The organism is Erwinia sp. PPS120, assembly GCF_047918655.1.
GTDB lineage: Bacteria > Pseudomonadota > Gammaproteobacteria > Enterobacterales > Enterobacteriaceae > Erwinia > Erwinia tasmaniensis_A.
Window position 1 is genome coordinate 1 of sequence record NZ_JBLREF010000050.1, and the last position, 22,921, is coordinate 22,921.

The window sequence follows — 22,921 nt, forward strand, 5'->3', positions numbered from 1 at the left end:
CGCCGTAGGTTTTAGCCAGAACAGTGGTGATAGCTGCAGTCAGGGTAGTTTTACCGTGGTCAACGTGGCCGATAGTACCAACGTTGACGTGCGGTTTGGAACGTTCAAATTTTTCTTTAGACATCGGTTGTCCCTCTAAGACACGGATAAATCGGTGATATCACCACATCAACCAGGCATTGCCTGAACTGTTGAATTTTAACGCACAGAGAAGAATCAGGGAGGGAGATGTAGAAGTGGTGCTGATACCCAGAGTCGAACTGGGGACCTCACCCTTACCAAGGGTGCGCTCTACCAACTGAGCCATATCAGCACGGCTTGGAGCGGGCAGCGGGAATCGAACCCGCATCATCAGCTTGGAAGGCTGAGGTAATAGCCATTATACGATGCCCGCATCCTGGAACTCGGCTACCTGTTCTGTCTGTAGCTTGTGAATAATAAGAAAAGCTTTCTTATTATCCTAGTCAACCCGCTTACGCTTGATGACTCCGACTGTGCTTGAGCTCAGTCTGAAATGGTGGTGGGAGAAGGATTCGAACCTTCGAAGTCGATGACGGCAGATTTACAGTCTGCTCCCTTTGGCCGCTCGGGAATCCCACCTGGGGTACTTGATGGTGCCGGCTACCGGAATCGAACTGGTGACCTACTGATTACAAGTCAGTTGCTCTACCAACTGAGCTAAGCCGGCATCAAGTGACGCGCATTCTAGGAAGACCGGCCGATCTATGCAACAAAAAAATTGCGATATTTGTTCTAATGCCTGTTATTTGTGCAATTCTTCGCAAATCAGGCGCTGCGATCGGGTTTTCCGTACAAAGAATCACCGCAAGGCTGTTTTTTTAACCATCGGGATTACAGGCCTTAACCTCTTGCCGGGTGGATTATTTCGCAGTGGACGGAAAATGTTCGCTTTTTCCGGTTGAGAAGAAGTGAATGAGGCTGATCACGTCAAACGCGAGGCTCGTCATGCGGTTTCTCGTCATACGACAGTAGCGAATAAACAGGAGAGTGAACAGATAAAGGGGACGCCCTGGCAGCGTGGAAGCGTGAAAGCGTGAAAGCGTGTACATATAGGTACAGGTATAGGTAGCAGGAAAGCAAAGCGTACGGCCTGACAGCGTGTGGATAAGCATGTGCTGGCAGCAGCCTATCGCTTACCCTTTCTCTATACATACTTTGTGTTAAGTCAGGTTAGCTCACTAAACGCCAGCGGTTTCTTCGAAAATTGTGGGTGCCGTTACGTTTGCGTCGGGCGAGCATATTTTTACCTTCTGGTTAGTGCCCCTGGGGTGTTAACCTCCTGCCCATTGTTTTCTGAAATTTTCCCTGGTTTGTGAGCATGAGGACGCGATAAGCGTAATTCATCGGATATTTCATCTTCACGACAGGCAAATTCTTGCTGGCAGAAGCATGCATATGAGTAAAAAAGAGTCGTTGCTAACCACGCCTTACCTGCAATTTAACCGCGCCCAGTGGGCGGCACTGCGTGATTCAGTGCCGATGACCCTGAGCGAAGCGGAGATTGCCCGGCTGAAAGGGATAAACGAAGACCTGTCTCTTGAGGAAGTAGCGGAAATCTATCTTCCCCTTTCCCGCCTTCTGAATTTTTATATCAGCTCTAACCTGCGTCGTCAGGCCGTTCTTGAGCAGTTTTTGGGGACTAACGGACAGAAGATCCCTTACATAATCAGTATTGCCGGCAGTGTTGCTGTAGGTAAAAGCACCACCGCTCGCGTGTTGCAGGCCCTGCTGAGCCGCTGGCCTGAACACCGACGCGTTGAGCTGATCACTACCGATGGTTTTTTACATCCTAATGAGGTGTTAAAAGAACGGGGACTGATGAAGAAAAAGGGGTTTCCTCAATCTTATGATATGCATCGCCTGGTTAATTTTGTTTCTGATTTGAAGTCAGGCGCTTTACAGGTTACCGCCCCTGTCTATTCCCATCTGATTTATGACGTGATCCCTGAAGGGGATAAAGTTGTACAGCAGCCGGATATTCTTATTCTCGAAGGCCTGAATGTGTTGCAGAGCGGGATGGATTATCCGCATGATCCCCACCACGTATTTGTTTCAGACTTTGTAGATTTTTCTATTTACGTCGATGCACCGGAAGATCTGCTGCGGAACTGGTATATCAACCGTTTCCTGAAGTTTCGTCAGGGCGCTTTCACCGATCCCGACTCCTATTTCCATAACTATGCCAGACTTTCAGAAGAAGAAGCCGTGGGCATCGCCACTCAGCTATGGGAAGAGATCAACCTGATGAACCTTAAAGAAAATATCCTGCCTACCCGTGAACGGGCCAGCCTGATTATGACCAAAAGCATTAACCATGCGGTCGATTTGGTCAGCTTAAGGAAATGAAAAGTGGGGCGATGCCCCACTCCCTGGCTAATTCTGTGGCCGTAATGAGATCTCACCCCCTACCCAGGATTTTCTAACGCCATCCTGCTCGAGAATCAGTCCGCCCTGCTGATCAATTCCACGGGCGATACCCAGGATTTCCCGCTCGCCAATCAATAATTTAACCGGCCTATCGATAAAGTTATCCAGTACCCTCCAGCGATCGATAAAAGATGCAAGTCCTTCTCGTTCAAAGAGCTGCAGTGACTCTCTGGTTTTGTTTACCAGCGTGGCCGCCAGTTTATTACGATCGATGGTTACGCCAGCCTCCTCCAGGTTAATCCACCCCTGATTAACAACGTCAGTATCAGGCATTCGCATGGCAAGATTAATGCCGGTGCCAATCACGATATGGGCGGAATCCCCGGTTTTACCAGTCAGTTCAACCAAAATGCCCGCAAGTTTACGGTCGTTAAGGTAAAGATCATTTGGCCATTTTACCCTTACGTCATTTGCACCCAGTGCGCGCAGGACTTCGGCGGTGACAATGCCGATGACAAGGCTCAGGCCCATTGCCGCTACGGGTCCCTGTTCCAGACACCAGTACATAGAGAGATAAAGGTTTGACCCGAAGGGGGAAAACCACTGCCTTCCCCGGCGCCCTCTTCCCGCCTGCTGATATTCGGCAACGCAGGCATCTCCCGGTTGCAGAGCGGGCATCCTGTCCAGTAGATACTGGTTGGTGGAATCAATAACGGGGATAACGGCCAGCCTGCCCTGAGCGAGCTGCGACATGATAATCTTTTCATCCAGAAGCTGAATGGGAGCCGCCAGGCTATAGCCTTTGCCGGTGACGGTAAAAACGTCTATCCCCCAGTCCCTCAGCGTCTGAATATGCTTATTGATAGCGGCACGGCTCATCCCAAGACGCTCACCCAGTTGCTCGCCTGAGTGGAATTCTCCGTCAGCCAGGATGCTTATCAGCGTGAGGGGTACGGTATTATCCTTCATGAAATCACTCCGACAGCGTCTTTTTCACCCTCAGCAGCAATAAAGCGTACCTCTGGCTCAAGCCATGCATTAAATTTTTCACCCACGCGCTGACGAACCTCGCGCGCTAACGCGACCACATCATTAGCTGAGGCATTATTCTCATTAATTAATACTAAAGCCTGCTGACTGTGCACAGCAGCACCACCGACCCGATATCCTTTTAGATCACAACGATCAATCAGCCAGCCCGCAGCCAGTTTGAAATTACCGTCATCCAGGGAATAAACCGGGGCCTGGGGGTAGCGACTTTTGATCGCCATAGCAGTCTCAGTCGTGACGACTGGATTCTTAAAAAAGCTTCCGGCATTCCCGATTTTTTTAGGGTCTGGCAGTTTACTGCTGCGCATTCTGCAAACCTCATCAAAAACCTGCTGGGGTTGGACCGTTGTAACTTCCAGGTTGACAAGATCGCCATAGGTCAGCACAGGAACCCATTTTTTGGCTAACAGCAGGCCAACGGCAACTATTGCATACCCCGTCTGGTACTGATGCTTAAAGATGCTGTCCCGATAGCCAAACAAGCAGTCTGCTGCGGATAGACGCTCAATTTTACCGGATGAAAAATTCAGTACATCCACGTATTCGCAAATCTGGCTTAACTCGACACCATAAGCACCGATGTTTTGAATCGGGGCCGAGCCAACGCACCCAGGGATCATTGCCAAATTTTCAAGGCCAGGAATGCCTGAACTCAGCAGATGTACGACGAGCTGATGCCAGTTTTCGCCTGCACCAATATGCAGGTGCCATGCGAGCGCATCCTCAGCGATGTGGATCCCTTTTATACGGTTAATGAGCACCCTACCAACAAAATCTTCAAGGAAAAGTACATTGCTGCCTTCTCCGAGCAGGAGTGCAGGTTGACTCAGACGCCTGCTTTCTTGCCAGTAATGCAGCAATTCATCCGGGCTGCTTATCACGTTCACCTCAGCGGCCCGTGCTTCAAGCTGAAATGTATTCCAGGGTTTTAGGGTACTATCCAGAGTTGACATTCTGCGTTTCCAGGTATTTATCTGCCAGGAGTGTAACCGATTCCCGTCAGGTCTGGCAGGAATTTACGTTGACCAGGTTAATACAGACTAAAATGCAACACAAACCCAGGGATCCCGTCAGGCATTACCCACATAAGGTCACGTTGAAACTTTGCTTACAAACGATCATAATAATGACACATGAACTATATTAATATAAATTATGTTAATTATCCTGGTAAGCTGGTAATATCAATAACTCCCCCAGAACCACAACAAATCCAACACCACCATGAGGATGAACTTTACCTTTAGTTAATTAAAACCGGATGAACTTTACCTTTATTTAATTAAAACCAGCATTAAGATAATTATTTATCTTTTGTTTAACCCTTATATTGTAAACAGGAGGGTAATTTTAAAACCTCTGATACTGCCGATAAAGAGCTATGTGGCATAGCTTTTAAATACGCTACAAGATTTAGCGTTCATTACAGGAATTCAAACCCTCAAGATTCTTACATTCTCTTAGTAACCCTTCAATACCAGATCGAAAATGCTTGCCACACAAAGCGTTAGCTTATTAATGCTTTTCAAGCATTAATAAGATGCGTCTATTTACCCTGCACTATATAATAATGATTGTTAGCGTGCCATGAGTTCATCAGCGTTACATCTCCACACAGTGAGTGTGTAAGAAAACAAAAAATCTTAACCAGGGAAAGGATATGATTTATCTGTTGGATGAAAATATTCAGTTTATCCCAGAGAAGGGGCTGTTAGTCAGCGAGAGTGGGAAAACCGTCAATTTGTCCGAAAATAGCTATCGTTTCTTAAAACTTTTGCTTGAGGGTGAGAGTAGCAAGCAGACTATCATTAACCAGATCTGGCATGAACAGCGAGGCGTGGTGAGTGACAGTAGTTATTACGGACAAATCCACTCACTTAGAAAATCTTTCGAACTCGTAGGATTACCAGGCTCTCTGATTAAAACCATCCCTCGTAGAGGTGTGAAATACATAGGGAAAGTAAGCACATCAAATTATAACTCACCAGTAAACTTAGTCACTATAAATGACACTGAAACTCCCGTGACGAGCACATTAATATCATCATCTCAAAACTTATCTTTTATAGATAAGAATAGTAAAGGTATTCATTCCCGCAGGAATCTTGACAGACTCTTTTCTATCTTAGCGGTGATCGCAGTGTGCTGGCTGGCAACGTTAACCGTAGTTGTCTTTCGTTATCTTATTTCTGAGGGAAATTGAACTAAAATGAATGTAATTATGATTTTGATAAGGACACCAGTTATTAACTCTTGTTTAATGCACCCGCTCTCAACGAAGGAGTTTAGGGTAGAAAACATTGCACCCTGCTACCAGGGTCTGGTATTTAATTAAGGAGAAGTTCATGACAAATATCTTTATCCGCGCTTACGTTTTTTCTTCACTGCACTTAAAGCAGCTGGTAAAAGACAAACGTGGTGTTACCGCAATTGAATATGCACTTATTGGGGTGGCCATGGCGACACTTCTGGCTCTCGTCCTCGGTAATCAGGACTCAGGCTTCCTGGGCGCCCTGAAAAGTACCTTCGCCAAGATAGCTGATGCTATCACTAGCGTTACTGTAAATAAATCATCCGGCCGTTAATCTAAGCACGAGCGGATCATATTCAACTGCTGCAGGATTCTTTTTTGCAGCAGTATTAACAACTACATCAATAAGAGTACCTTTGTGGAATATTGGATTAAAGTAATTTACATTTTGATTGCATTGCTTTTGCTTTATATTTCCCTGAAGGATATCACAACGCGTACCATCAGCCATACCAGTCTTATTTTTTTAGTTTTTTTGCTTGTCGCTCTAATCGTTATGCAGGGTAGAGCACCCAATGTAGCCGCTGCATTTAGCGTCTTCATCATTTTGTTTATTTTATTTGTTTTTCACGTTATAGGTGGAGGAGACGTTAAGCTGTTAACCGTGCTTTCTTTGTCCTTTTCTAACGCTACCATAGTAACATTTATACTTACCACCCTCTTTTTTGGGGGGCTGGTGGCAATAACTGGCCTGATCGGGTTTCGTAAAAATGTTATCAGCAATGGTGTTCCTTATGCGGTCGCCATTTCACTGGCATTTATTCTCACTTACCCGATTACGCACGCCATTTATTAAAAGAGCTTATCAATGAACCATAGAATGCTTTTTTTTATTTCCTTAATTGTTATCGTCGTTGGGGTGGCAGGTATACTTATTCAATATAAACCCGCTGCAGATCCAGCCGCGGCCACGGCAGATCCTGTACCCGTATCAGTATCCGAACCTGTAAAAAGGGTAACGTTTCTCGCTCAGGCAACAAGAGAGCTTAGGCCTTATGACTTATTGTCACTTTCAGATTATAAAATAAAAGAAATTGAGGTTTATGAAGATGCACAAAATGAACACGGATTTCCTTCAGAGGTTATAGCCGATCTTACTGGGTATCTCATCCGGAAAGACATTGCTGAAGGAAGCATTATTTCACCTGAAATGACAGTATCTCCAGGCAGCCCTGAGTTCGTACAACACAGTTTAAGGGATGGCGAAACGCTTTATGCGGTCAAGGTCAATGTTCAGGATAAATTTATGCTGAAGACATTAAAAGTGGGGCAAAGAATCACCCTTACCCTCCGTGCTAAAGATAGCAATAATAGTAGAGCAGTAACAAACCCGACAGCCGCTGATGGGATGGATACAGTCATAAGTTCAGACGTAAACCACTATTTCACGCAGCCGTTAATGTCCTCTGTCGACATCATTAAGATAGAAAAATATGAGCATAGCGAGAACACCAATTATCGCAGCGATAATATCGCTGGCGAAGTCATCGTTCGCGTCGATGCTGAACAAATGGCAACGCTCAGAACGGTAGAAAAATCGGGTGAGATCTTAATTTCTCTGACAAAAGGGACGGCACATATTTCCGATAAAAGGACACAGTTATCCGACATTCTGCCAAATTTTAATTCCATACGCGAACTAAGGGGGAAAAATTGAGAATTCACCATATTTTTCTTACGGTAGCCCAGTTTTTCTCGCGTTGTCTTTTCAAGATACTTGCGCTCGTAACCGCTGTCATTATCTCACATAGCGTTAATGCGGGCGAAATCTACATGGAGCCGGGTGACTCTCAATTAGTCAGTGTCGGTGAAAGCGTGGGGACCATTTTTTTGTCTTCACCGAAAGTCGCTGATTATGAAATTGTTAGCGACAACAGCCTGATCGTCTATGCAAAAGAGAATGGGCGCGCCGATCTGAATGTGTTGGGTAAGTCAGGTGATCCTTTACTTAAGATTACGCTTATCGTCGATCCCATGCTGGGGGCAGTGCAAAAACGTATTCTTGACGTCTTCCCGGACAGCAAAGTCACTCTGCAAAAGTTAGGAAAAATTTATGTCCTAAGCGGCACGGTAACGACCGAAGAAGATAAAGACCGGGTTTACCAAATTGTTGGTGAAGGATTAAGTGCTAAGCGTGAGGTCAATAAAAAGCAGTCTGACAACGGTAATGAGACACCTGAATGGCTCAATGAAGTGGTCTATCCAACTATTATCAATAATCTACGTTTACCGGTAACAAATCAGGTCAACGTTAAATTATCGGTTGTAGAAATCACCAAGACCTTTACTGATAACGTCGGTATAGACTGGGGCTCCATCAGCGCGAGCAAACCTGATATCACGCCAGGTACTTTTCGATTTATTAAATTCAGTGCCGATACGCTCAGCAGCCTGGTCCATGCCATTCGTAATGACTCCGTTGCCCGAATTCTGGCAGAACCCAACCTTTCTGTTATGTCCGGCGAAACGGCGGATTTCCTGGTCGGCGGCGAAGTCCCCATTGTAACCAGTTCCACCAATGGCACCTCCGTAAGCTATAAAGAGTTCGGTATAAAACTGAACGTGGGTGCCAGGGTTAGCAGTAGCAAACGCATACGCATCACGCTGGGTGAGGAGGTGAGCAGCGTGGATTCCACCTACGCCTCCAGCGCGGGCATGTCTTTTCCTACCTTCCAAACCCGTCGGGCCAGAACCACCGTTGAACTTGCCGATGGTGAAAGCTTCCTTCTGGGCGGATTGATCAGCAGTAACGAACGAGAAGAACTCGCCCGTCTGCCGTTTATCGGTGATGTACCACTCCTTGGCGCACTTTTTCGCAATGCCAAAACAGAGCGCACACACGGCGAATTGGTGGTGGTGGCTACGGTAAATCTGGTTAAACCCGTCACTACCCGGGAGGTTACCTTACCCGACTTCCAGCGCACTTCAACGCTGTCTCGTTTTCTTAATTTTGATGGCATCCAGGATGATCGCAATCGAAAAATGGCTGAAGAATTTTTAGAAAAGGGAGGGTTTATTAAATGAAACGCGTTTACCTGCTGCTATTGCTGCAATTCGGATTCACGGCATCCTCCATAGCTGCGGGCAATAATCTGCCGCAAATAACTGAACACAATCTTAGCCTGAGCAGTCACAGCCAGATAGCCCGTGAAATAGCTGTCGGTCAGGTAATGGAATTCGCCGGACCTAAGTTTAATGGCCTTATTAAATTGACCTGGTCAGATACAGCCTTTACGCCAACGGCACAAATATTACGTAACCTGCTTATGTCAAAAGGCATCCCTCTGGAAAGAGTTGTGCTGAAGATGGACCGTGGCGGTTTTCACCCTCGAAGCGCTGAGGGTATTGAAATTAAGATTGAGAGCATTCGTCTGCGTTTACCGGAATGCAATTATGCCAGCCAGGACTGGCATTTCTCCTCAGCTATCGATGCCGGCTGCGCACTGAATAATACCCTCAGCTCATCGCTGGTTAATCCCGAAAAGTATTTCTTCTGAGGAGCCCGATATATGCTGCTATTTCCGCTAAAGGAAGGTAAGTCCGCGGGTGAGGAAAAACCTTTTTATGTCCTCTCCCCCCAGTCTGAAAAGCGTACTCAATTGGCCCAGCTGCTACGCCTGACGGGTTTTCAGCAGGTAGAAAGTGTGGACAAGATGCTGGGTGATACTCGCCATGTCTCGATACCAGAAAATGCCTGTGGCGTAATCGTTGATATTGCTGCTGAAAGTGATCATGAGAGGCTGATCCGCTTACTTCTGGCCACTATTCCCCGGAGCGTATGGTGCTGTGTGGTAGGCGATAGCGACTCGATTGCACTGGCGCAGTCCTTTGCTGATCGGGGCATTCACTATTTTCACTTCACCTTACAGCGTGAAGCGCTGACTCAGGCGATTATAAGTAGCTCAATACCCCATATGGTTCGCAGCGCAAGCACTGTGAGTATTCTCGGCTGTAAAGGAGGGGTGGGTAATACGACCCTGACGTGGCAGTTGGCCAACCGCGTGATTCAACTTCGCCAGATGTCCACACTGCTGATTCAGGGCACTGCGGCCTCTCAGGATCTGGATTTAATCGCCGATAAAAAGCTGTTAAAGGATGTGGTTACGCATAGCAGGGATCTCGACCTCATGACCGCCACAGAGTCGGGCATACCCGATCTGACTCAGGAAATATTCAGCAAATACAACTTCGTACTCTTCGAGCAGGCTATCAACACTGCGAGTAAAGAGACGCTGCGCCAGATTATTGAACAGTCCGCCTGCATAGTGCTGATTCTCGATCGCTCAATGATTTCAATTCGCATTGTTAATCAGCTCACTGAAAGTATTGAGGCAATGAACCGTGCAAGGAAGCTTTCACGCCGACTCATCCTGTGCCTTAACGACAGTCGTCCCGTGACGGAAGATATGCTCAATAAGGAAGATATTGCGTCACTGCTGGGTAGAAGTATCGATATCGTTATCCCCTACAAAAAGCAGCTTTTTTCCCTGTTCGCCGGGCGTCATTCTCAGCCGATCGATCGCCTCGCACTGATGATTCTGGGGGAAGAACCGGAAAAGGGGCGTTCATTTTTGAGTCGTCTACATCATAAAGGACAATAAGATAAATGAATATCAGCCAGGAACTACAGGAAACCCTCCGGGAGGGAGTTCTGGAAAATATTGATGTTAATAAGGTTGAGAGTCTGGTGCAGGACCGCATGTTGCTACTCGGTGAAATGAACCGCATCCTGGAGCTGGTCATTAGCAGTAAAAATATCTATCTCGATCACCAGGCGCAGCAGTATATGGCAGAACTGATGGCAGATGAGATTGTAGGTTTGGGTCCTCTGCGGGCGCTATTAGAAGATGACGATATCAGCGATATTTTAGTTAACGGCCCAAATCAGATCTACATCGAGCGCAAGGGCAAACTGGAGCTGGCTCCGACCCGCTTTATCAATAATCAGCAGTTAACTGATATTGCCAAGCGACTGGTACAGAAAGTAGGAAGGCGGCTGGACGAGGGGCGTCCTTTAGTGGATGCAAGACTGGTGGATGGAAGCCGTCTCAATGTCGCCATTCAGCCTATTGCCCTGGATGGGACTTCCATCTCAATTCGTAAATTTAGCAAGGGCAATATAGAACTGGCGGATTTAATTCGCTATGACGCGATGAGCAGCCAGATGGCTAATTTTATGATAATCGCCACCCGTTGTCGGGCAAATATCATTATCTCCGGAGGAACCGGCTCAGGAAAAACCACGCTACTGAATGCGTTATCAAAGTACATCGATCCTAGCGAGCGCATTATTACTATGGAAGATGCCGCTGAACTGAGGCTAATGCAGCCACACGTCCTGCGCATGGAGACGCGCCTTGCGGGTCTGGAGAATACGGGCCAGGTCAATATGCGCGCCTTACTGGTGAATTCGTTAAGGATGCGCCCGGATCGCATTATCGTGGGGGAGTGTCGCGGTGAGGAAACGTTTGAAATGCTGCAGGCGATGAACACAGGTCACGATGGTTCGATGTCTACGCTGCACGCCAACACCCCACGAGACGCAATTTCGCGCCTTGAAAATATGGTCATGATGGCAGGCATGAACATTCCTATGGAATCGATCCGGCGCAACATTGTTTCGGCCATTAACCTGGTGATTCAGGTTTCGCGTCTTAACGACGGTTCACGAAAAATCATGAACATCAGCGAGGTGATGGGTATTGAAGGCGACCGCGTTATTTTACAGGACATCTTCAGCTATAAACCCCATCACGAGCGGCGAGCTGACGGCAAAATCAGCGGCGAGTTTGTCAATCATGGGCTGCTGATGCGATCGGCGGTGATGCGCAACGCGACGATGTTTGATCTCAGTGCCGAGCTTAAACAGATTTTCGGGCTGGAATAAGTGATGGCTTATCTGATTATCCTTATCGGTATCGCAATTCTGTTAATAAACCACCTCAACTGGAACAGGTTGCGCAATACCGCGCTAAAAAAACGCCAGGTCGCCATCCATTTGCCGCTGCTCCATTATCTGCTGGCGCGTTGGGGGGAGTGGCGGCATTTTGCCCTGGGGGATCGCACTCTGAAAGGGGCGAAGGGCTTACTGGTCGCTCTCGGTCTGCTTATGGGATTAATTGTTGTTAATGGTAACTGGTTTGGATTCAGCCTGTCCGGGTTACTGATAGTGTGCCTGCCCGTGATGGTTATTGCACAAATTAGCATTGGCAGGACATTACAGCGACGTTACTTTGAGAATAACTTCCCAGAAGTCCTGTCGGCGATTAATGCCTCCGTCTCAGCCGGAAACAGTATTCACCAGGCGCTGCATCGCTGTGGAAGCAGCATCGGAGGCCCACTGGGTAAAACCTTTCAGCGCATTGACCGGCGCCTTAATCTGGGCGAAGAGCCCGAAAGAGTGTTGGGAGATGCCTGCCGGGAATATCAATATCGCGAGTTCTACTTTTTTGCCGTCGTCATTATTATCAGCATGCAGCACGGCGCGCAATTACGCATGCTAATCAGCCGACTGAACCGAATCGTCACGAATAGTCGAACCATGTCACGGCGTAAAATGGCAATGACGTCAGAAGCCCGTGCCTCCGCCAAAATTGTTGCCGCCATACCTATACTTTTCTTCTGTGGTATGAAGTATTTCAGCCCGGAAAATTTCGACTTTATCATCAATGATCCGACAGGCCGAATCATCCTCTATTACGTACTTGCCAGCGAAGCCATCGGCATGACGATTATCTGGCTACTGCTAAGGAAAGCGCTGTGAACACCCCAGTTTATCTGCTTATATTGATAATGGGTATTATCACCCTGGTTATATCCAGCCACCGAATAGCCCGGCTGAAAAAAACCATACGGGCGATTGATAATAAACCCCTTATTATAAAAAAGTCTCATAGCGGGTCCCTCGATCTACAAAGCATTGTTATTGCCAACAGTCCCTGGCTCAGCATGCTGCAAAGGCTGGATCAAAACCCGGCCAGTAAGCTAAAGATTCTGGCAAGCATTGGCGCAGTAGTTTTGCTAATAAATATGCTGGGGATAACCAGCTTTACAATAAAAGATATCGCCATGCAGATGGTGCTATTACTGATTGTGATTATTGTTACACCCGCGCTGCTGCAAAAGCCTGCCCTTTCAACACGCCGCAAATTAATGACCGATGCCATACCCTATTTAATCGATCTGCTGGCCGTTTGCGTCCAGGCCGGGATGACGGTAGAGCACGCCATTAAATTTGTTGCCCGTCACAGTGACAATATTGATCCCAACCTTACCAGCCTGATGGAGCAGCTCACCAAACACGCGGAGGTCAGTGGGCTGGAGGAAGCGCTGATGGATCTTTACCGTTCGGTGGATCTAACCGAGATGCGGATGTTCTGCTCCTCCTTACAGCAGAGCGTACATTACGGTACTTCACTTTACGACAACCTGATTGAACTTTCCCGCGATATGCGTGAGATGCAGCTTCTCAGATCTGAAGAGCAGATCGGCAAGCTCTCCGCACGCATGAGCGTTCCCCTCATCCTGTTCATCATGTTCCCGATCATTGTTCTGATTGCCGCTCCAGGTATTTTAAGGATTTTCAAAGATGCTGTTTTTTAGAAAAATTACATTATTCATTTCTGTCACCCTGCTTATTGGCTGTGTATCTCCTAAACCTGTCAGTACAACCGAAGCGAACTATCAGGAAGATATTCTGTTGCGGGTAAAAAATTATAGTGGGTTAATTAACCTTTACCGGACCTGGCTGAAGAAAAAGGACGATCCTGAAACTCGCCTTAAACTGGCTCGCTATTACTATCTTGCCGGTGACTATAAGACCTCGCTCTATACCCTGCAACCGCTGATCAATAAGCCCAGCCAGCCTCTGTATCAGTTGCAGGCTCAGAACATGATCGCCCTGGGGGATTTCGCTCAGGCTATCCGCGTTACCGACAAGATGATGCTGCGTGACAAGAATAACGCTGAAGCATGGAATTTGCGTGGCGTAGCACAGGCGCTAAGCGGGAAACTTAGCGAAGGTAAACAGTCCGTCGAGCAGGCGCGTGCGCTCTTTATTGCTGATGACGTAGCGTTAAACAATCTGGCAATGGTGGCAATTCTGGACCGCCGCTATCAGGATGCTGTCGGTCTGCTCCTGCCGCAATATCTTCGGGGTCGTAAGGACGAACGGATCCTGCGTAATCTAGTGCTGTCACTGGTGAAAGTGGGCGATTTCCGCTACGCACGCGATGTTATACGCGACGAAAATTTGTCGCAACATCCCGATGAACTCATTTCGGCTCTGAAGCAGATTACCACCACCGGCAGGAGTTTGGGGTAATGCGCAAATTTTTAAGCCTTTTAAACAACCGCTCAGGCGCAGTAACCATCGAATTCGCGCTGACCCTCTGCGCCTTTTTTTTCCTGGTGCTCTTTATTGCTGAAACCGCGCGACTTTCTTATATCTCATCAGTACTTGATTTGGCCGTTTCTGAAGCCGCTAAAGAGGCCAAAAACGCCCCTGCTAATAATGAGCGGGTAGGGACCTATCGCTCTCGCTTTGAAAAACGCCTTATAACACAGGGGGGCCTACTCTGGGGATTCCTGACACGCGAAAATGCCGTTGAAATCAATATAGGTTATGCAGCCAGCATCACAGAAATGATCAATACCGGCGGCGGTGACAGATTTGAAAAACGCCCCATTGCGCGTTATCAGCTCAAATATCGCTATAAACCTATGTTTTTTCCTTTTCCCAGCTATTGGGTAAGTCATGTACTAAATCGGGAGGTGATTTTTGTTCAGGAATATGAACGCTCTGAGTTTACGTAATTTACGTAGTGACCATCGAGGATCTGTCGCCGTCGAATTCGTGCTGATCTCAATGGTACTTCTCATTTTTCTGATGTTCCTGACCGATCTGATGATTCGTCAGGCGACCATCGGCAAGCTGGATCGCACGTCCTATTCCGTAGCAGGCCTGCTGCGCGAACGAATTCAGTTATTCGATGGGCGTGAAATTCTTCAGCAACAGGACGTTAATGCGGCAGCGAAGCTGGCCGGCCGTATGTTAAGTGATATGCATAGCGATGCTGACTTAAGAGGGCTTCAGCTAAGGGTAGAAGAAGTCCATTTTGTGGATCCCATCGGGCTTAATGATACGCGTAAGCAGGTCAAACTTTATAACAGTTGGACTGCAGGTTCCGGCAGTGGGCAGTGTCACCCGGCCGAAAGACTTGATAAGCAGTTACAGCTGTCACCGCGTGGGAGTTATGGTCGCTGGGTGCCGCTTTATCAGGTCACCGTCTGCCTGCCTGCCGCCAGTTGGTATACGCGTCTGATCTCCCGTGAAGAGAAGCCTTTATTATCGTCTTTTGCCATTGTGATGCTTCGATAGTGAAAAAAAGAATATTGCTGTTACTGATATTCCCGACACTCGTGTTCGCACAACCGCATGCGGTTATTTTTGTTGATACGGCCATGGAGGGTCATTCCCTGTTAATTGAAAACCTCAATCAGATGCTGTTTTACAGCCCAACATTACAGAGTCAACTGCAGGTGGATATCTACGATATCAACCCGCGAGCGCCAGCCTTTCGCGGTGGCGTTCATTATCATCACGATATTGATGGTCAGATGCTCTCCCGTTTCAGGCCAACACAATTACCCTGTTTAATTTGCCTTAACGGTGAAGTAGAAAGCCTGCGGCTCCCTTTGATCAATAAGGAACAACTATGCCTGTGTCTGAAAAGCTGCTGAAACCTGTCAGAAGACTCTGCCGGGAACGCGAAGGGGCTTTTGCCGTTAGCTTTGTCCTGCTCAGCGGCTTTTTGTTTAGCCTGGCAGCATTTGGCCTTGAGGGTTCACGCTATATAACAGAGCGCGCCCGACTTTCTGATGCGATGGAGCAGGCTGCGCTCGCGCTGACAGCGGAAAATAATGGTAAGGGCGCGGAACGAAATTATACGCTTACCAGAGATTATCTTCGGGCCTATATGCGCCATGATAAAGCAGTATTTCGGCCTGAAATACAGATTTCCTCAGGAGAAAGCAGTGGCCTTTCCTACGTTGAATATCGCGTCAGCGCTAAAACCTTGCAAGAGTCGTGGCTACACTCATCGCTTTTCCCCAGCTTCGATAAAGAGGTGGTCATTGGCGATAACGGTGCAGCAAGGAAATTCTTCTCCAGTGTTGATGTGATGTTCGTTACCGATTTCTCTAACTCAATGAATGCCCCCTTCAACTATGGCAACAGTAAACTAACCGAGCTTAAGCGTATCGTAATAAAGCTTGTGACAGAACTTTATAGTTATGACGTAGGGAATAAAGCGGGCTTCCTGCCCTTTGACTGGGGTTCACGAGTAGGTAACCGATGCGACCTGCCCTTTGTAACCCACTATTCTGTATCGCCATGGTTGCTTAGTCGGGGTGCCTCGCAACAACTTGAATATGCTATTGACTATCCTGCAACCATTGCCGCAATTCCTTACCCCGTTAATCATATCTGGATACCGCTAAGTCATGTTGCTCCGGACGTTTGCCTTTTTAATAGCAATAGCTGGAGAGTGCCGTTGACATCTGACATAACAGAAATCAGGAGGATCCGGGAAATGACGGCAACGGGTAATACCCTGATCAGTAGTGGGGTACTTCTTGGAACCACTGCTCTGGCTGCCGGAAAGGGTAAACGTAAACTGCTCATCATTATCTCCGATGGGAACGACCATCCTGCTAACATACAAATTACAGAGAGGTTAATGGCTGCCGGAATGTGCGACCGTATTCGTCAGGTGCTGACAACTGAAGTGTCAGTGGGAAAAATGGTCTTTGTGGGTATTGGCTATAATCCGACCGTAGACTGGAAACGCTGCGTGGGAGACAAGAATTTTTATCACTCTTATTCCGTAGAACAACTGGAGGATAGCCTACGGCGTGCGATATTCGAAGAGGTGGGTCACAACACGACTAAAAACTAGCACTTAACACAGGACAGAAATAACCCTCTGAAAATAGAAAATAACACGACACCTAATACTATTTAAGAAAAACAGAGAAAAACGTTAAAGAATAATAAGAATACGTAGTGCATACTTAATCAATCCTTATAACAAAGAAAGCTTCCATACTTCTTTCCATACAGGATTTGATTTTTAACCGGCACTAAAAAATTCTAGATATTCATTACTACACTGTATTAATGATGGAACAGTCTTTACCTAAAAGGAATAGTTTAATGAAAAAAACAGTATCTATATTAGCCACACTTATATTTTCCACGTCAGCATTTGCTGCCACGCCGGGAAAATATGATACGAAATTCAATATAAGCGCAAATGTCCCTGACAGTGCAAACATTACCGATCCCAGTGGACGTCCAATAACTGATATGGATATCGTCATGAAGCCAGCGGCTTCCGGTAAAATGGAGGCGGATACGCCCCCCTTGAAACTCTGGAATAATGACGTCAATAAGCTGGAAGTAGGACTCACCCTCGATGATAGCAATTCTGCCAACGGTGATGCTTTTACTCTTTTCAGCACTCAGGGTGAGGAACTAAACAGCATGACATATAAAATCGTTACCCTCACCTCTGCTGGTAATCAGGTGTTTGCCACCTCTGGCACCACTAAAGATTATAACCTTGTTGCTAATAACACACACGGCGAGCTGCCCATTAATTTCCGCCTGATCTCGGATAAGGACTATGACCAGCTTGGTCAGGGGATGTATAAGGGCACCGTATACGCGAACGTCGTCGCTAAACCTTAAATTTCCTTAGAGGAACAGGGTCCGCTCAGGCTGACCCTGCCTGAATACCATGAAAAATAAGCCTGCTGCTCTGTTCACAATGGCAATAGTGTTTTGGAGTCAGTCCACCCTGAGCCTGCCTGGCTCACAGGTTTCGCTGGATATCTCCGCTAATTCCCTGGCCAAAATCGCCCTTTATTATCAGAACATCCCCCTTACGGGTAACGAGTTTGATTTTTCTCTGCCCGTTAACGCCTCTACGGGAAAGTTTGATAAAACGTCAGGCCTTTTTCACCTTGTCGGGAATATCGAACAAGCCGAAATCATGTTCGCTGGGCGAGAATTCATTCTTAACAAAACAGATGAAGGAGGCGGTGTAATTAATCTCACAGGGAATTTCATTTTCGATAAAAAAACCTATAGCGTCACGCAGAAACTTCGGCTCCCTGTATTAGAGCAGATCAGCCAGGCTACATCAGAAAATGGGTTCAGGATTAATTTTTCTTCACAACTCCTGGCCGAAAAATACTCCCAAGGACACTACGCAAACACATTTACTCTGCTGATAACGCCAGTAAGTTAATTGGGGACAGGGAATAATGAGTAATAATTACCACATTTACCTGCTTATATTGTACGCAATGACGCTTTTCTCTCCTTTTCCTGCGGCCAATGCCTCGCCCACGGCCGCAGTACCGAAGGGATTTGAGGATATTTTCAATGCCAGACAGATGGGTATCTTTGACATCTATTATGGCGATATCTCACTCGGTACCATCAGCGTTGAGTATGATCGAAAGCAGGCTTTGCTGATGTCACCTCGCGTACTGGTGGATCAAATTATGGCTCCAGATAATGCACCCATGAAAATTTCATACGATGCACTGCTTACTTTGCTTTCAGTACCGCTGGAGAGATTAGGGCCAGGCAAAGTTGCTCACGATAAGCCTGCCGTCCTCCTCAATGAATCAGATTCCTCACTTCGACTCATCTTTCCAGGCAATCTGTTTAGCGCAGTCTCACCTATCCTGAAGCAGGGTTATATCCCTCATACGAGTAACGCCGGCTTTGTTCATGCCCATAATTTGAATTATCTTGCTGACTCTTACGGGGACAACGTCAGTCTAAGCAGCAGTGAAGTGCTGAACCTGACGGGAAATAGCTATGTGAAGGGTGCCTGGAGCTACGCCAGCCAAATCAATTTCAATGTAGAAGAGCTTGCACTTTATCTTGAGCACGAAAATATACGTTTCAAGACTGGTCGTCAGCGACTTAGCGACAACCTTCTCAGCAGTACACCCTCAATGACCTACAGCTTCTTTAACCCTGTCAACTTTGACGGCATTTCTCTGGGTCGCATAGGTGATAATTACATCAATCCTGGATACGGCGCCGCCTCACCCGTAACGGTCTACCTACAGCAGGCCGGCACCGTTGAAATTTATCGCCAGGGAAGACTCATTGATTTACAACAGTTTCCCGAAGGCCTGCAGCATCTGGACACGCGTAGCTGGCCGAGTGGAGGCTACGAGGTGCGGCTGGTCTCAAAGATGGTGAATGGGGTATATGAAGAGAAAACGCAGCCTTTTTACAAACGAAATGGTCCTTTCCACTCGGGTGAAACAGAGTTTATTGTTGAGTTTGGCCGCTATGACCCCTATAAAAGCGAAATCTCTTCAAGCCTCTCTCGGCAGTGTAAAAACTGTGGTCTTCAAAGTGCTCCTCTGCCCTTGAATAGTCATTACTTCGCCAATCTCTCATTGGCTTATACCACCCTTTCTGCCTTATCAGCCGGAGCGGGATTTCTTCTCGACGATGGCCGTTTATACGGTAATGTCAGCCTGGATGTCCCGGTGAACAATTGGCTGGCGGAACGCATCTACTTCGATGGTCTCTATGGCGACGACGGCAGCCAGGGCTATCAGATTGGATGGATGAAGAATCTTAATCTGATGGGCATGAATTTTAGCTACCGAAAGTTCATATTTGATGGCGATGATAAAGATTTTCGCCGCTTCGCAATTATTCCTGCTTACGACTTCTCTTCTATGCAGTTAGGCGCTAATACCTTCCTTCCCTGGAGCCTGGGGCTGAGCGTCAGCTATGGTCTGAACACACTGAAACAAGAGTATGGTCAACTGGGTAAGACGACCTTTAAGAACTGGGATGTTAACCTGAATCGTGATTTTCCTCTGGCAGACCGGCTCAGTCTGCGGGTAGATCTCGGCTATCACCACGGTGCTAATGAATTCTCCAGCCGCTATTCTTTCCACAGAGTAATGGAAGATCGCTTCTATACCCAGTTTTCGTTGAGCATGCGTGAGCGCAGCTATAATCACTATCAATCTCTTAATCTGCGAACAAGACTCACAGAGGAGAGTGATGACAACGCTTACAGCGCCAGCTATGCATTGAATATTGATAATCCTGAATTTAGCCGCGGCAGTAATTATAGCCTTAATGCCAGTCTGGATCATGGCCAGCGGGGAAGTACCAATGCCAGCGTAGGTACAGTAGTAAATAATCGCTTTGGGTTTACCTCGTTTGGCATTTCACAGTCAATCAATGAATCAACCTATCATCAGCAATATCTCTCTCAGCGTAGTGGTTTCGCAATCGGTAACAGTGAAATTGCCTGGGGAAAAATTGCGAGCAATTCGGCGCTTATTATTGATGCGACGGATCTGGCAGAAGACCACTATTTTGAAGTCCGAAACAACAATAATGAGCCTGTCGTCGTCAAGGGCGGTGAGAAAACTACGTTAAGTATTATTCCCTATAAGAAGATCGCGCCGAAAGCCGAGCAGTTGTTTACCTCAGGAAATAATGCTTTTTACGATCTCACTGCTAAAAGCACATCAACCTGGGCCATGCCGGGCCAGGTCTACCATGTCAAACTCGCAGCTACACAAAACCTTACCGTCACTGGTCGTCTCTATTTTTCAGGCCGTCCTTTAAACTTCGCCAGAATTGTCGGGGCAAATGCCTTATCGGATGAGGAAGGTTTTTTTATCGGAGATTTCCAACTCGAAAGCCGACAGAAACTGACCTCTTTGACCATAAAAAAAGAGGGCGATACATATAGCTGTCCACTTAGGGAAGAGGAAATAAAAATGATGCAAGGCGTAATGCAAATTCGTGAGGTTAATTGTGAAATTGAATAAATGGCCACTGTTTTTTATTAGTAGCGTAATTCTGTTTTATTCTGCTGCCGTACAGGCGATAGAGGTTTTCCCTATTGTTAAAGATATTCGTCAGGACAGCCCCAGAGATAATTTTATTACCGTAAAGTCGGCATTCAGATCATCTGATACTGAGGTACAGGGAGAAGACAGTAATAGCCAGCGCTACGAGTTTGTCACACTCGAACTTTTCCGCGTGACTAATCCGGGAGACACCAATGAAAATAGAGTTAAGGAGTTGGGAACTGCCGATCCGACTTTGCTGTTCTCACCGACCAAACTCATTGTTCCTTATGGTGAAGAGCGTAAGGTTCGTATTCTGCCGCTCAAGCCCGTCGGATATGAGACGGTATACCGACTACGCATCCGTCCGAGTTACCCGGAGAAGGAGTCTGATAAAGGTAAGGTGCGTTTCGCTGTTGGCTATGACGTATTACTACGTTATTTACCGCCTGGAAAACATACCGCCGGGATTAGTCTGACCTGCAAAGGTAATGCATGGACGCTCAGGGCCACGGGCAATGTACGTAGCGAACTGCGTAACCTGATTATTGATGGGCGCAAGGACCGTAAGTCATTTAACGTTTATCCCCAACACGCACGATCGCTGACGGTTAACAGACACCTTTCTTTTGAAATGGATGGCAAATTACAGGTTTATGATATGTGCGAGCATAAGGAATAGATTATGCGTTTGTCTCTGCTCACGATTCTGTTACTGGCTCCCTTGGCCGTGCTTGCCCAGGGAGCCATTATCGTACAGCCCCAGCCCAATGGTTCCCTGCGTCTCTTTAGCGAGGGTCAACATGGAGATGGACGTTCAGGATCGCTTTCATTATTGCAACCCGCCAACAAAGCGGTAATTTTGCTGCTGCAACCCGTCGGTGACGGGCGCTGTGAAAACAATGAGTTGATCGCTGCCTCACTGGCATTATCGATACATTCCTCTTCACCAGGTACTCAGCTTCGCTGTGGTCAGCCCCTACAGCTTGCAGCTTCTTCTCAGGAACGATGGATACACCTCCATGCAAGCGCGTTCAGCAGGGCGCATGGTTCCACCTTAATGCGGCAGGCACTACCACCACGGTTACAGTTAGGCAGCTTCAGCTTTAGCGTAGAAGGAGAAAGCAGCATACTTACTCCGCTTTATCTTGATCTCCATGTTTTGCAAAATACAGCATCGACTGTCTCCGCCAGCTTTGATAAATCGGCTTTGATATTTGGTGACGTCGGCCCATTTCAGGATGCTAAAAGTTCGGTACGTCTGCGTTTAACAAAAACGGACATAGCGAATAGCGAGCCACTTTCATACAAGCTTACTTTTGAATCGTCACAGCAACAACATAATCAGTGGCGTCTGCGATCGACACCCGGAGAAAATTTCGTTCCTTATAAAATCGCTATTGCAGATGTGGCCATAGCACCAGACGGGATTTACCGTGGCATTTTACCTGCCGGAGAGATGAGTAGCGCCCAACTTGAAGTTCAGTTCTCTTTAATGGGTAAAGAGATTCGTGGAATTCCTGCCGGTACACGACTACACGACACATTGACGGCCATCGTTATTCCAGAAAGCTAACAGGAACAAAGATATGAAATACAGAATGATAACAGGAGTGCTGCTCGCTTTCACTGTTGTGGCACCGGTGCGGGCAGCCGTATCCGTTAAAACGTCAATTGAATTACTTGCAGAGATTAGCACCAGCGTAAGGGTCTATGTGAATAGTAAGGATGTGACCAATTCGGCATTCAGCCTGAAGTTAGAGGATAACTCGGGTTATATGACCGCTACGACGCCAGCCTTTCAATTTATTGGCAATGCCAGTAGTGTTTCTCTTTCATTATCTGGCCCAGGCAATAACGAACTGATCTCAGAAAATAACGACCGCATGCGGCTTAATACTACCTGGGTCCGGGTTGATGGAGGTGAATCATCAACTTCATTTGGCTACAATAACCTGCTTGTTTACCCTTCACTGTCTGATGTTCCTGACCTGCAGAAAGGCATTAAAGTGCGTTTCATCTCGTCTCAGCGGACCGAAACATACCCATTAGGGTCCTACAGTGGCACTTTTAATGTAATTGTCACGCCATCGGTGTAATAAACAGTAGTATTCCCAACAAGATGATATTCATATTAGGTAATCGCCTCGATAAATTATACTGAAATATTTTTACAGGCAATGCCATCCTCTGCTCCCGGAGGTAGGTATGAAAATATTGAAGTCTGGAAAAGCTGGGTAGTGTGGGTAGTGTGGG

25 protein-coding genes and 4 tRNA genes are annotated in these 22,921 nt (G+C 47.0%); 22 read left to right on the plus strand and 7 right to left on the minus strand.

Going from position 1 to position 22,921, the window contains the following annotated elements:
- The 5 genes from ACLRGG_RS20120 to ACLRGG_RS20140 all read right to left on the minus strand — a co-directional run.
- A partial coding sequence (locus ACLRGG_RS20120; RefSeq protein WP_004957728.1) for a GTP-binding protein occupies positions 1-124 on the minus strand: 124 nt, incomplete at its 3' end.
- A gap of 113 nt (positions 125-237) precedes the next feature.
- A tRNA-Thr gene (locus ACLRGG_RS20125) sits at positions 238-313 on the minus strand.
- Positions 314-319: 6 nt separating this feature from the next.
- Positions 320-394: transfer RNA gene (locus tag ACLRGG_RS20130), tRNA-Gly, on the minus strand.
- Between the two features lie 121 nt (positions 395-515).
- Positions 516-600: transfer RNA gene (locus tag ACLRGG_RS20135), tRNA-Tyr, on the minus strand.
- Positions 601-612: 12 nt separating this feature from the next.
- Positions 613-688: transfer RNA gene (locus ACLRGG_RS20140), tRNA-Thr, on the minus strand.
- A 728-nt stretch (positions 689-1,416) separates the two neighbouring features.
- Here ACLRGG_RS20140 and coaA point away from each other — a divergent pair.
- Positions 1,417-2,367, plus strand: a complete 951-nt coding sequence (gene coaA / locus ACLRGG_RS20145; RefSeq protein WP_416251425.1) for a type I pantothenate kinase — start codon at positions 1,417-1,419, stop codon at positions 2,365-2,367.
- 27 nt (positions 2,368-2,394) lie between these two features.
- Here the strand turns inward: coaA and birA are convergent, their stop codons facing one another.
- Together birA and murB are read right to left on the minus strand one after the other, a co-directional pair.
- On the minus strand, positions 2,395-3,357 hold the full coding sequence (birA, locus tag ACLRGG_RS20150) for a bifunctional biotin--[acetyl-CoA-carboxylase] ligase/biotin operon repressor BirA (protein ID WP_416251426.1): 963 nt from the start codon (positions 3,355-3,357) through the stop codon (positions 2,395-2,397).
- Complete coding sequence (gene murB / locus ACLRGG_RS20155; RefSeq protein WP_416251427.1) at positions 3,354-4,391, minus strand: UDP-N-acetylmuramate dehydrogenase; 1,038 nt, start codon at positions 4,389-4,391, stop codon at positions 3,354-3,356. The genes birA and murB overlap by 4 nt, the downstream gene beginning before the upstream one ends.
- A 707-nt stretch (positions 4,392-5,098) precedes the next feature.
- Between murB and ACLRGG_RS20160 the strand changes: the two genes are divergently transcribed.
- The 21 genes from ACLRGG_RS20160 to ACLRGG_RS20260 all read left to right on the plus strand — a co-directional run bounded on the left by ACLRGG_RS20160 (position 5,099) and on the right by ACLRGG_RS20260 (position 22,764).
- On the plus strand, positions 5,099-5,641 hold the full coding sequence (locus ACLRGG_RS20160; RefSeq protein WP_416251428.1) for a winged helix-turn-helix domain-containing protein: 543 nt from the start codon (positions 5,099-5,101) through the stop codon (positions 5,639-5,641).
- Between the two features lie 142 nt (positions 5,642-5,783).
- Positions 5,784-6,023: a Flp family type IVb pilin gene (locus tag ACLRGG_RS20165; protein ID WP_416251429.1), complete on the plus strand. Its 240-nt coding sequence runs from the start codon at positions 5,784-5,786 to the stop codon at positions 6,021-6,023.
- Between the two features lie 84 nt (positions 6,024-6,107).
- The gene (locus ACLRGG_RS20170; RefSeq protein WP_416251430.1) at positions 6,108-6,545 is read left to right on the plus strand and encodes an A24 family peptidase; all 438 of its coding nucleotides are present in this window, start codon (positions 6,108-6,110) and stop codon (positions 6,543-6,545) included.
- Between the two features lie 12 nt (positions 6,546-6,557).
- Complete coding sequence (locus tag ACLRGG_RS20175; protein ID WP_416251431.1) at positions 6,558-7,406, plus strand: hypothetical protein; 849 nt, start codon at positions 6,558-6,560, stop codon at positions 7,404-7,406.
- Positions 7,407-7,408: 2 nt separating this feature from the next.
- Positions 7,409-8,773, plus strand: coding sequence for a type II and III secretion system protein family protein (locus tag ACLRGG_RS20180; protein ID WP_416251448.1), 1,365 nt, complete (start codon positions 7,409-7,411; stop codon positions 8,771-8,773).
- Positions 8,770-9,246 (plus strand): hypothetical protein, encoded by a 477-nt coding sequence (locus ACLRGG_RS20185; RefSeq protein ID WP_416251432.1) that lies wholly within the window; start codon positions 8,770-8,772, stop codon positions 9,244-9,246. The genes ACLRGG_RS20180 and ACLRGG_RS20185 overlap by 4 nt, the downstream gene beginning before the upstream one ends.
- A gap of 12 nt (positions 9,247-9,258) precedes the next feature.
- Positions 9,259-10,350, plus strand: coding sequence for a CpaE/TadZ family protein (locus ACLRGG_RS20190; protein ID WP_416251433.1), 1,092 nt, complete (start codon positions 9,259-9,261; stop codon positions 10,348-10,350).
- 5 nt (positions 10,351-10,355) lie between these two features.
- Entirely contained in the window at positions 10,356-11,636 is a 1,281-nt protein-coding gene (locus ACLRGG_RS20195) for a TadA family conjugal transfer-associated ATPase (RefSeq protein ID WP_416251434.1), read from the plus strand.
- 3 nt (positions 11,637-11,639) lie between these two features.
- On the plus strand, positions 11,640-12,512 hold the full coding sequence (locus tag ACLRGG_RS20200; protein ID WP_416251435.1) for a type II secretion system F family protein: 873 nt from the start codon (positions 11,640-11,642) through the stop codon (positions 12,510-12,512).
- Complete coding sequence (locus tag ACLRGG_RS20205; RefSeq protein ID WP_416251436.1) at positions 12,509-13,351, plus strand: type II secretion system F family protein; 843 nt, start codon at positions 12,509-12,511, stop codon at positions 13,349-13,351. The genes ACLRGG_RS20200 and ACLRGG_RS20205 overlap by 4 nt, the downstream gene beginning before the upstream one ends.
- Complete coding sequence (locus ACLRGG_RS20210) at positions 13,338-14,072, plus strand: tetratricopeptide repeat protein (protein WP_416251437.1); 735 nt, start codon at positions 13,338-13,340, stop codon at positions 14,070-14,072. The genes ACLRGG_RS20205 and ACLRGG_RS20210 overlap by 14 nt, the downstream gene beginning before the upstream one ends.
- Entirely contained in the window at positions 14,072-14,563 is a 492-nt protein-coding gene (locus ACLRGG_RS20215; protein WP_416251438.1) for a TadE/TadG family type IV pilus assembly protein, read from the plus strand. Before ACLRGG_RS20210 ends, ACLRGG_RS20215 begins: the two co-directional genes overlap by 1 nt.
- Positions 14,541-15,128: a tight adherence pilus pseudopilin TadF gene (tadF, locus tag ACLRGG_RS20220; protein WP_416251439.1), complete on the plus strand. Its 588-nt coding sequence runs from the start codon at positions 14,541-14,543 to the stop codon at positions 15,126-15,128. The genes ACLRGG_RS20215 and tadF overlap by 23 nt, the downstream gene beginning before the upstream one ends.
- Entirely contained in the window at positions 15,128-15,490 is a 363-nt protein-coding gene (locus ACLRGG_RS20225; protein WP_416251440.1) for a hypothetical protein, read from the plus strand. The genes tadF and ACLRGG_RS20225 overlap by 1 nt, the downstream gene beginning before the upstream one ends.
- A complete protein-coding gene (locus ACLRGG_RS20230) occupies positions 15,466-16,707 on the plus strand; it encodes a protein TadG, associated with Flp pilus assembly (RefSeq protein ID WP_416251441.1) in 1,242 nt (413 codons plus the stop codon). The genes ACLRGG_RS20225 and ACLRGG_RS20230 overlap by 25 nt, the downstream gene beginning before the upstream one ends.
- A 257-nt stretch (positions 16,708-16,964) precedes the next feature.
- Positions 16,965-17,501: a hypothetical protein gene (locus ACLRGG_RS20235; RefSeq protein ID WP_416251442.1), complete on the plus strand. Its 537-nt coding sequence runs from the start codon at positions 16,965-16,967 to the stop codon at positions 17,499-17,501.
- Between the two features lie 49 nt (positions 17,502-17,550).
- Positions 17,551-18,063, plus strand: coding sequence for a hypothetical protein (locus ACLRGG_RS20240; protein ID WP_416251443.1), 513 nt, complete (start codon positions 17,551-17,553; stop codon positions 18,061-18,063).
- A gap of 16 nt (positions 18,064-18,079) precedes the next feature.
- Entirely contained in the window at positions 18,080-20,644 is a 2,565-nt protein-coding gene (locus tag ACLRGG_RS20245; protein ID WP_416251444.1) for a TcfC E-set like domain-containing protein, read from the plus strand.
- Positions 20,631-21,347: a hypothetical protein gene (locus ACLRGG_RS20250; protein WP_416251445.1), complete on the plus strand. Its 717-nt coding sequence runs from the start codon at positions 20,631-20,633 to the stop codon at positions 21,345-21,347. Before ACLRGG_RS20245 ends, ACLRGG_RS20250 begins: the two co-directional genes overlap by 14 nt.
- 3 nt (positions 21,348-21,350) lie before the next feature.
- Positions 21,351-22,241, plus strand: a complete 891-nt coding sequence (locus tag ACLRGG_RS20255; protein WP_416251446.1) for a hypothetical protein — start codon at positions 21,351-21,353, stop codon at positions 22,239-22,241.
- A 13-nt stretch (positions 22,242-22,254) separates the two neighbouring features.
- Entirely contained in the window at positions 22,255-22,764 is a 510-nt protein-coding gene (locus tag ACLRGG_RS20260; RefSeq protein WP_416251447.1) for a hypothetical protein, read from the plus strand.
- Positions 22,765-22,921: the final 157 nt, after the last annotated feature.